The sequence below is a fragment of the Geodermatophilus sp. SYSU D00698 genome, assembly GCF_054050335.1.
Genome location: NZ_JBJGZD010000027.1, coordinates 47,152 through 56,446 on the forward strand (window position 1 = coordinate 47,152; position 9,295 = coordinate 56,446).

The window sequence follows — 9,295 nt, forward strand, 5'->3', positions numbered from 1 at the left end:
TCCGGTTCTCCGGAACCGGACGGAGCAGGCCGTCCGCGTTCCGGACGCCGCTGGTCGGGGGCCGGTCAGTCGGTCGCGCCGGAGGCGACGAGCAGGTCGACGAGCGCGTCCCGGGCGCCCGCCTGACCAGCGTCGCGCCGGTGGCGGGCCGCCGCGACCCGGCCGATGTCCAGGGCGCTGGCGCCGTCGCTGGTGGTGGCGTTGACGTCGGCCCCGGCGGCCAGCAGCAGCCGCACGACCTCGGGCGCGTCGTCGCCCGGGCCGGCCGCGACCGCCTCGTGCAGCGCCGTGCGGCCGGTGTCGGGGTCCCGGCGGCCGACGGTGGCGCCGGCGTCGAGCAGCCCGCGGACCAGGTCCGGGCGGCCGGCGGCGGCCGCCGCGGCCAGCGCGCCGCCGTCGGGGTCGGCGCCGCGGTCGAGCAGCAGGCGGAGCGCGCCCGCCGCCCCGCCGGCGGCGGCGAGCGTCAGCAGGTCCCAGCCGCCCGCGGCGTCGGTCAGCGGCGCCCCGGCGTCGAGCTCGGCGGCGAGCCGGCCGGTGTCGTCGAGGTAGGCGGCGGCCGCGGCGTCGACGGCCGCGCCCAGCCCGGTGAGGACGGGCACCAGCTGCGGGGCGTGCTCGACGGCGACGTGCAGCGGCGTGCGGCCGGACTCGGTGCGCGCGGCGAGGTCGGCACCGGCCTCGACCAGCACCCCGACCACGTCCTCGCGGCCCTGCGCGACGGCCAGGTGCAGCGGGGTCCAGCCGCCGTCGCCGTCGTGGTCGACCGCGCCGGTCAGCAGCCGCGGCGTCTCGGCGACGGCGCTGCGGACGGCCTCGGCGTCGCCGTCGGCCACCAACCGGCCCAGGCGCTGCACGGTCATGCGGGTGGTCATGCGGGAGGACCTCTCGGTGCGGGTTCGGGGAGGCCGGCGACGGCTAGCCGACGTCGCGGCGGACGGCGAGGAAGGTGCCGAGCAGGGCCGCCAGCAGACCGTAACCGAGCAGCAGCAGGCCCCCCTGCCACGGCTCCAGCAGGTCCGGGGCCTGGAAGTCGGAGGTGATCGCCTGCACCGCACCGCCGGGCAGCCACTTGTAGGCGCCCTGGATCGCGCCGATCGAGGAGATGATCGGCTCGGCCACGTACAGGTAGACCAGCGCGCCGACGATCGCGCCGACCTGGTTGCGCAGCAGCGCGCCGACGCCCACGCCGATGACGGCGAAGACGACGAGCACCAGCCCGGCCGCGCCCAGCGTCCGCAGGTTGTCCGCGTCCAGCGACGGCGCCGCTCCGCGGGCACCGGCGTAGACCAGCACGACGACGGCGTCGACGACCAGCACGAGCAGCGCGAACGGGACGGCCGCGGCGGCGTAGGCGAGCAGCTTGCCGGTGACCACCCGCCCGCGGCGCGGGGTGGTGAGGAAGGTCGGCGTCGCGGTGCGGTGCCGGTACTCGGCGGTCATCCCGATGATGCCGAGGATCAGGAAGAAGACGCTGGCGTTGGCCGCGACGGAGAAGACGACCTCCTCGTACTCCGGCGTCCCCACCGCGGGCAGCCCCGGCTGGCCGTCCTGCTCGGCGCCGGCCAGGCCGGTGAACAGCGCGGCGAAGCCGCCGGCCATGAGGCAGGCGCCGGCCAGCAGGCCGATCCACACACGGGTGGTGAACAGCTTGGTCCACTCGGCGCGCACCAGCGCGGTCATCGGGCGGCTCCCTCGGTGGTCGCGGCGGCCGGGCCGGCGGCGAACTGCTCCTGGCCGGCGGTGAGCCGGAAGTAGAGGTCCTCGAGGCCGGTGGTCTCGGCGCGCAGCTCGTGCAGCTCGACCCCGGCGGCGAAGGCGCGGGCGCCGACGTCGGCCGTCGTCGTCCCGGTGACGGTGACCAGGCCGTCGTCGCCGCGGGTGGCGGGGATGCCCGCCCCCGTGAGGACGGCGGCCAGCCGGTCGGCCTCGGGGCTGCGGGCGAGCACGCTGCCCCCGGACGTCCCGGCGCGCAGCTCGGCGATCGAGCCCTGCCGCACCAGCCGGCCGGCGCCGACGATGACCACGCGGTCGGCGGTCTGCTCGACCTCGGCCAGCAGGTGGCTGGACACGAGGATCGTGCGGCCCTCGTCGTGGGCGAGGTGCCGCAGGAACCCGCGCAGCCAGAGGATGCCCTCGGGGTCCAGGCCGTTGGCCGGCTCGTCGAGCACGAGCACCGGCGGGTCGCCGAGCAGGGCGGTGGCCAGCGCCAGCCGCTGCCGCATGCCCAGGGAGTAGCCGCCGGCGCGGCGGCGCCCGGCGGCGGTGAGCCCGACCCGCTCGAGCACCTCGTCGGCGCGGGAGACGGGCAGCCCGGCGGCGCGGCAGTACACGCGCAGGTGGTCGCGGCCGGAGCGGGCGGGGTGGAACGCGGTCTCGAGGACGGCGCCGACGGTGCGCACCGGCTCGCGCAGGGCCGCGTAGGGGACGCCGTCGAAGGTCGCGGTGCCGGCGTCGGGTGTGACCAGCCCGAGGACCATCCGCAGCGTCGTCGTCTTGCCCGCGCCGTTGGGGCCGAGGAAGCCGGTCACCGAGCCCGGCTCCACGGTGAAGCCGAGGTCGGAGACGGCCCGCACCGTGCCGAAGGTCTTGCTCAGGCCGGCCACCTCGACCCGCACCGGTCCCGGGCGTCCGGGGGTCGCGCTGGTCATGGTCCTCCTCGGCCGTCGGGTCCCCGTGCGGTCGCCATCCTGGCCCACGCCGGGGACGCCGCCGAGGTCCCGGGGGAGCGGCGCGCCGCCGGTCACGGCCCGGCAACCCTCCGTCCACCAGCCGTTTCCCGGCAGCCCGATCGGGTGCCCGGCCGTGACCGGCGGCACAGCGGCGCGGCGCGATCACTACAGTGCGCGCCGTGAGCGCGTATCGGACGGTCGTGGTCGGGACGGACGGCTCGGAGTCCTCGCTGCGCGCGGTCGCGCGGGCCGGTGCACTCGCCGGCGCCTGCGGGGCGACCCTCGTCGTGGCCTGCGCCCACCTGCCCACCGAGGAGGACGACCGGGAGCTGTCCCGGGCCCGGGACGTGCTGGGGGACGAGGCCTACCAGGTGGTCGGCTCGACCCCCGCCGAGGAGACCGTGCGGCACGCCGGTGAGGTGGCGTCGGAGGCGGGCGCCGGCGACGTGCGCACCGTCGCCGTCCTCGGGTCGCCGGTGGAGGCGCTGCTCGACGTCGTCCGGCGCGAGGACGCCGACCTGCTGGTGGTCGGCAACCGCGGGCTCAACGGCATCCGGGGCCGGCTGCTGGGCTCGGTGCCGGCCGACGCCACGCGCCGCTCGGCCTGCGACGTGCTCGTCGTCCACACGACGGGCTGACCCGGGGGCGGACGTGGACCCCCTGTCCGGCCCGGACCGTGACGCCGTCCGGGAGGCCCTGGAGCGGCTGCTGCTCGGCGGCCCGCGCCGGCTGACCCGGCTGGAGGTGGCCGCGGCCGCGGGCATGCCGCCCGAGCGGACCCAGCGGCTGTGGCGCGCGCTGGGCTTCCCCGACGTCGCCGACGACGACCCGGCCTTCACCCTCGCCGACGTCGGGGCGCTGGGGACCCTGTCGGCGCTCATCGACTCCGGCTTCGTCGACCCCGACACCGAGGCCTCGATCGCCCGGGCCACCGGACAGGCGCTGTCGCGGCTGGCCGACTGGCAGACCGACCTGCTCGCCGACGTCCTCACCCGGCAGGCCCGCGAGCTCGGCCCCGAGGCCGTCGACCCGGTCGCCGCGGCCGACGTGCTGCTCCCGCTGCTGGCCCGCACCCAGGACTACGTGTGGCGCCGGCACCTCGCGGCCAACATCGACCGGGTGCTGGCGACCGGCGAGCCCGGCGACCGCCGCGAGCTCGCCGTCGGGTTCGCCGACCTGGTCGGCTACACCTCCCGCTCCCGCGGCATGGCCGCCCGCGAGCTCGGCGCGATGGTCGAGGCGTTCGAGGCGACCGCGACCGAGGTCATCGCCCGCTCGCACGGCCGGGTGGTGAAGACCGTCGGCGACGGCGTCCTCTACACCGCCGCCTCCGCCGCCGACGCCGTCGAGATCGGGCTGACCCTGCCCGAGGCGTGGGACGCCCCCGACCGGCCGCCGCTGCGGGTCGGCGCCGCCTACGGCACGGTGCTCACCCGGCTCGGCGACGTCTACTCGCCGGTGGTCAACCTGGCCAGCCGGCTGACCTCGGTGGCCCGCGCCGGGACGGTGCTGGTCGACCGCGAGCTCGCCCGCCGCCTGCGGGGGCACCCCCGCTACCGGGTGCGGCCGCTGCGCCGGGTGTCGGTGCGCGGCTACGACCACCTCCGGCCCTGGCTCGTCCGCCGCCGCCCGGCGGGGGAGGAGGACAACGTGCTCGAGGCGATGCTCGACGAGATGGCCGACGAGGTGCTCGGCAGGGACCACGACGAGGACCTCGACGGGGACCTCGACGGGGACCTCGACGGGGACCTCGACGACGAGGCGGGCGACGGGAACGCGCGCGACGCCTGACCGGCCCGCGCGCTACCGTGGGCGCGTGCTGTGAGCCCCGGAACGACGTCGACCCGACCGATCCGTCCTCCCGGGAGCACCCCCATGAGCGCCACCCTCGTCGCGCGCGGCCTGGCCGCCGGCCACGGCGCGCGCGTCCTCTTCTCCGGCCTCGACCTCGTCGTCGCGCCCGGTGACGTCGTCGGTCTGGTCGGCGTCAACGGCGCCGGCAAGTCCACGCTGCTGCGCACGCTGGCCGGCGAGCTGCCCGCCGGCTCCGGCTCGATCACGCTGAGCCCGCCGACGGCGACCGTCGGGCACCTGCCGCAGGAGCGCGACCGCCGCGAGGGCGAGACCGTCGCCGCCGCGCTGGCCCGCCGCACCGGCGTCGCCGCCGCGCAGGCCGCCCTCGACGCCGCCACCGCCGACCTCGCCGAGGGCCGCCCCGGCGCCGACGACGCCTACGCCGAGGCGCTGGAGCGCTGGCTGGCCCTGGGCGGCGCCGACCTCGACGAGCGGCTCGAGCAGGTCCTCGCCGAGGTCGCCCCCGGCGTCGGCCCGGACGCCGCGATGCCCGCGCTGTCCGGGGGCCAGGCGGCGCGGGTGGGGCTGGCCGCGCTGCTGCTGTCCCGCTACGACGTGCTGCTGCTCGACGAGCCGACCAACGACCTCGACCTGGCCGGCCTCGACCAGCTCGAGCGCTTCGTCGCCGGCAACCGTGCCGGCGTCGTCGTGGTCAGCCACGACCGGGAGTTCCTCGCCCGCACGGTGACCCGCGTGGTCGAGCTCGACCTCGCCCAGCAGCTGGTCCGGGTGGTCGACGGCGGCTACGAGGCCTACCTGGCCGAGCGGGAGGTGGCCCGCCGGCACGCGCGCGAGGAGTACGAGGAGTACGCGGAGACCCGGGCCGAGCTGGAGGCCCGGGCGCGCATGCAGCGCAACTGGTTGGCCAAGGGGGTCCGCGACGCGGTCAAGAAGTCGAAGGACCCCGACAAGCACATCAAGGCGCACAACCGGGCGACGGCGGAGAAGCAGGGGGCCAAGGCCAAGCAGACCGAGCGCCGGCTCGAGCGACTGGAGGTGGTCGAGGAGCCCCGCAAGGAGTGGGAGCTGCGGATGACCATCGCCGCCGCCCCGCGGGCCGGGGCCGTCGTCGCCACCCTGCGCGACGCCGTGGTGCGCCGCGGGGACTTCACCCTCGGGCCGGTGAGCCTGCAGGTCGACTGGGGCGACCGGGTGGCGATCACCGGGCCCAACGGCGCGGGCAAGACGACGCTGCTCGGCGCGCTGCTGGGCCGGGTGCCGCTGGACTCCGGCGCCGCGTCGCTCGGCCCGGCGGTGCGGCTCGGCGAGGTCGACCAGGCCCGCGGGCTGTTCACCGGCGACCGGCGGCTGCTCGACGCCTTCGCCGCCGAGGTGCCGGACTGGCCGACCGCCGAGGTGCGCACCCTGCTGGCCAAGTTCGGCCTCACCGCCGAGCACGTGCTGCGCACCGCGGCGACCCTCTCGCCGGGGGAGCGCACCCGCGCGGCGCTGGCGCTGCTGCAGGCCCGCGGGGTGAACGTGCTCGTCCTCGACGAGCCGACCAACCACCTCGACCTGCCGGCGATCGAGCAGCTGGAGTCGGCGCTGGCGGCCTACCCGGGCACGCTGCTGCTGGTCACCCACGACCGCCGGATGCTCGAGGCGGTGGCCACCACCCGGCGGATCACCGTCGACGGCGGCCGGGTCAGGGAATGAAGGGCCTCCCTGCCCCCCCACCACTCGCAGGCTCGTGGCGGGGCCCTGCAGGGAGGCCGGAACAGCGGCAGGTGCTGCGCGCCGGCTGCTAGCTCAGGTCCTGGCCCAGCGCCTCGTCCAGGCCGACGGTGGCCATGCCGGCCCACGTCTCGTCGACGTGGTGGGCCAGGACCATGAGGTCGCGCAGGTTGCCCTCGCGGTCCCGGATGTGGTCGCGCAGCAGCGCCTCCCCGGTGAAGCCCAGGTCGGTGAACAGCGCCAGCGCCGCGCCCTGCTCGGCGACCACCTCGACGACCAGCTTCGCCAGCCCGTCGCCGACCGCCGTGACCAGCGCCTGCCGGGCGAGCTGACGGCCCAGGCCGGCGCCCCGCCGGGTGGGGGAGACGACCAGCCGCACCTCCCCGACGTGCGAGGACCAGCCGGGCAGCGGGCGCACCGCGACGTAGCCGGCGACCTCGTCCCCGTCCAGCGCCACGAACCGCCGTCCGCCCGCGCCGCCCGACGCCCAGGACCGGACGACGTCGGGGTCGGTGACCTCCTCCTCGATGAAGGTCAGGTCCCCCTCGGGCAGGCCCGCGAAGAAGCGCAGCAGCGCGTCGCAGTGCGCCGACTCCAGCTCGACGACCTCCACGGTCAGTCCTCCCCGGCCTCGTCGCTGCGCTTCCTCAGGAAGCCGATGATCTCCGGCACGGTCGTCTTCGCCGCCGTCCGGCCCACGACCAGGCCCATGTGCCCCGCGTTGAGCCGCAGCTCGTGCTTGTCCTCCGAGCCGACCAGGTCGATCAGCGGGGCGGTCGCGTCCGGCGGGACGATGTGGTCGCGGTCGGCGCGCACGGTGAGGAACGGCAGCCGGATGTCCGACAGGTGCACCGGGTCCCCGGCGACGGTCAGCCGGTCGGTGACCATCCCGTTGTCCCGGACCAGCATCTGCACCGTCTCGCGGGCGGCCGCGCCGGGGAACGGGATGTGGTCGTCGGACCAGCCGGTCATCGCCTGGTAGGCCTGCACGTACTCGTCGTTCCAGAGCCGCTCCCACAGCGTCACGTACCGGGTGACCTCGGAGGTGGGGGTGAGGGTGCGGAACCCCTGGACGACGACCCGCGGCGGCACGTTGCCGTCCTCGTCGACCACGTCGTCGACCTCGAGGCCGCCGCGGAAGACGTCGGCCATCGGCCCCATCTTCGTGAAGTCGACCGGGGTGGCCAGCACGGTGAGGCTGCGGACCGGGGCATCGGGGTGGTGGGCGGCGTAGAGCAGGGTCAGGTCGCCGCCGAAGCAGTAGCCGAACAGGTTGACCTCGTCGGCGCCGGACAGCTCGCGGACCCGCTCGACGGCGGCGGGGATGTAGTCGTCGACGTAGTCCTCGAGCCGGTTCTGCGCGTCCCGGGCGTCGGGCTCGCCCCAGTCGACCATGTAGACGTCGAACCCCGCGTCGAGCAGCTGCTCGACGAAGGAGTTCCCCGGCGTGAGGTCGAGGATGTAGCTGCGGCTGATCAGGCTGAACACGATCAGCAGCGGCGGCGAGTACCGCACCTTGTCGCTGCGGTAGTGCCACAGCTGCGTGCGGCCGCGCTCCCAGACGACGTCCTTGGGCGTCAGCCCCACGCCGGGCCGGTCGACGCCGGCGACGAGCTTGATGCCGTTACGCGCGCGGAGGGCGTTGCGCTCCACGTCGCGGCGGACGCGGTCGAGGACCGCCTGGGGACTGGGCACCGTCGGCATCGGTCTCCTCCGAGGACGAGGGGGGCGGGACGTCCGCCGTCCGGGGACGGCGGCGCTCGTTCTCCAGCTGCACGGTCAGCCGCCGGACCTCGCGGTCGAGCGCGCCGACCTGGGCGCGCAGCCGGGCGAGGTCGGTGCCGGCGGGCAGGTTGACCAGGTGCCAGGCGCGCGCGGAGACGCCGCGGGCGGTGTCCCGGGCCAGCGTCTGCGCCCGGCGCAGCAGCCCGACGCCGGTGGCGAAGTACGGCGTGCGCACCAGGCTCTCGGCGTGGGGCGCGACCCGCTTCTCGGCGGCGTCGAAGGCCTGCCGCCACAAGGGGGTGCCCGGGGGGTCCTGCGGCGACATCGACGTACCTCCTACGGCTGGGACCTGCTGCCCGCCGGCCCTCCCTACCCGCCCGCCCGGTGATCTACCGCACAGCGCCGTTACGGTCCGGGGACGGGATCAGCAGGGGAGAGGAGACCACGGTGGCGGACAGGACGATCCTGGACATGTTCCGGCTCGACGGGAAGGTGGCGATCGTCACGGGGGCGTCCTCGGGGCTGGGCGTGGTGTTCGCGCGGGCGCTGGCCCAGGCCGGGGCGGACGTGGCGCTGGGCGCCCGCCGCGAGGACCGGATGGCCGCCACGAAGGAGGCGGTCGAGGCGGAGGGCCGGCGGGCGATCACCGTGCGCACCGACGTGGCGGAGGTGGAGGACTGCCAGGCGCTGGTCGACGCCGCGATGGCCGAGTTCGGCCGGGTCGACGTCCTCGTGAACAACGCGGGGATCGGCACCGCGGCGCCGGCCACCCGGGAGAAGCCCGAGGAGTTCCGGGCGGTGATCGACGTCAACCTCAACGGCTGCTACTGGATGGCCCAGGCCTGCGGGCGGGTGATGAAGCCGGGCAGCTCGATCGTGAACATCTCCAGCGTGCTGGGCCTGACCACCGCCGGGTTGCCACAGGCGGCCTACGCGGCGAGCAAGGCCGGCCTGATCGGGCTGACCCGCGACCTCGCCCAGCAGTGGACCGGCCGCAAGGGCATCCGGGTCAACGCGCTCGCGCCGGGCTTCTTCGCCTCGGAGATGACCGACCAGTACCCCGAGGGCTACCTCGACCAGCAGATGGGCCGGGTGCTCGCCGGCCGCGCCGGCGACCCGATGGAGCTCGCCGCCGCCCTGGTCTTCCTGGTCAGCGACGCGGGCGGCTACGTCACCGGGACGACGATCCCGGTGGAGGGCGGCATGCTCACCAGCTGACCGCGGTCCCGGGGGGGGGGGGGGGGGGGGGGGGGGGGGGGGGGGGGGGGGGGGGGGGGGGGGGGGGGGGGGGGGGGGGGGGGGGGGGGGGGGGGGGGGGGGCGTGGTGGGGGTTGCGCCCGGTGGTGGCCAGCTCGACGTCGAGTCGGCGCCAG

The 9,295-nt window shown here is 76.5% G+C and carries 10 protein-coding genes; 4 read left to right on the forward strand and 6 right to left on the reverse strand.

Annotated elements, in window-relative coordinates:
* Nucleotides 1-65: 65 nt before the first annotated feature.
* The 3 genes from ACI8AB_RS19960 to ACI8AB_RS19970 are packed head-to-tail and all read right to left on the reverse strand — an operon-like array spanning nucleotide 66 to nucleotide 2,648.
* Complete coding sequence (locus ACI8AB_RS19960) at nucleotides 66-872, reverse strand: ankyrin repeat domain-containing protein (protein ID WP_456951546.1); 807 nt, start codon at nucleotides 870-872, stop codon at nucleotides 66-68.
* 43 nt (nucleotides 873-915) lie between these two features.
* Nucleotides 916-1,680 carry an ABC transporter permease gene (locus ACI8AB_RS19965; RefSeq protein ID WP_456903363.1) on the reverse strand — a complete coding sequence of 255 codons (765 nt, stop codon included), beginning with the start codon at nucleotides 1,678-1,680 and terminating at the stop codon, nucleotides 916-918.
* Complete coding sequence (locus ACI8AB_RS19970; protein WP_456951547.1) at nucleotides 1,677-2,648, reverse strand: ABC transporter ATP-binding protein; 972 nt, start codon at nucleotides 2,646-2,648, stop codon at nucleotides 1,677-1,679. Before ACI8AB_RS19970 ends, ACI8AB_RS19965 begins: the two co-directional genes overlap by 4 nt.
* A gap of 200 nt (nucleotides 2,649-2,848) precedes the next feature.
* Between ACI8AB_RS19970 and ACI8AB_RS19975 the strand changes: the two genes are divergently transcribed.
* The 3 genes from ACI8AB_RS19975 (at nucleotide 2,849) to ACI8AB_RS19985 (ending at nucleotide 6,179) form a co-directional block, all read left to right on the forward strand.
* Nucleotides 2,849-3,307, forward strand: coding sequence for a universal stress protein (locus tag ACI8AB_RS19975; RefSeq protein WP_387990141.1), 459 nt, complete (start codon nucleotides 2,849-2,851; stop codon nucleotides 3,305-3,307).
* Between the two features lie 13 nt (nucleotides 3,308-3,320).
* Complete coding sequence (locus ACI8AB_RS19980; RefSeq protein ID WP_456951548.1) at nucleotides 3,321-4,460, forward strand: adenylate/guanylate cyclase domain-containing protein; 1,140 nt, start codon at nucleotides 3,321-3,323, stop codon at nucleotides 4,458-4,460.
* A gap of 84 nt (nucleotides 4,461-4,544) precedes the next feature.
* A complete protein-coding gene (locus ACI8AB_RS19985; RefSeq protein WP_456951549.1) occupies nucleotides 4,545-6,179 on the forward strand; it encodes an ABC-F family ATP-binding cassette domain-containing protein in 1,635 nt (544 codons plus the stop codon).
* A gap of 88 nt (nucleotides 6,180-6,267) precedes the next feature.
* On the opposite strand, the gene ACI8AB_RS19990 is transcribed toward ACI8AB_RS19985, so the two are convergent.
* From ACI8AB_RS19990 to ACI8AB_RS20000, 3 genes are read right to left on the reverse strand one after another with little or no spacing between them, the layout of a single operon-like run.
* On the reverse strand, nucleotides 6,268-6,810 hold the full coding sequence (locus tag ACI8AB_RS19990; RefSeq protein WP_387990133.1) for a GNAT family N-acetyltransferase: 543 nt from the start codon (nucleotides 6,808-6,810) through the stop codon (nucleotides 6,268-6,270).
* A gap of 2 nt (nucleotides 6,811-6,812) precedes the next feature.
* The gene (locus tag ACI8AB_RS19995; protein ID WP_456951550.1) at nucleotides 6,813-7,901 is read right to left on the reverse strand and encodes an alpha/beta fold hydrolase; all 1,089 of its coding nucleotides are present in this window, start codon (nucleotides 7,899-7,901) and stop codon (nucleotides 6,813-6,815) included.
* Nucleotides 7,822-8,247 (reverse strand): hypothetical protein, encoded by a 426-nt coding sequence (locus ACI8AB_RS20000; RefSeq protein ID WP_456951551.1) that lies wholly within the window; start codon nucleotides 8,245-8,247, stop codon nucleotides 7,822-7,824. The genes ACI8AB_RS19995 and ACI8AB_RS20000 overlap by 80 nt, the downstream gene beginning before the upstream one ends.
* Nucleotides 8,248-8,369: 122 nt before the next feature.
* On the opposite strand from ACI8AB_RS20000, the gene ACI8AB_RS20005 reads away from it, so the two are divergent.
* Nucleotides 8,370-9,140 (forward strand): SDR family NAD(P)-dependent oxidoreductase, encoded by a 771-nt coding sequence (locus tag ACI8AB_RS20005; RefSeq protein WP_456951552.1) that lies wholly within the window; start codon nucleotides 8,370-8,372, stop codon nucleotides 9,138-9,140.
* Nucleotides 9,141-9,295: the final 155 nt, after the last annotated feature.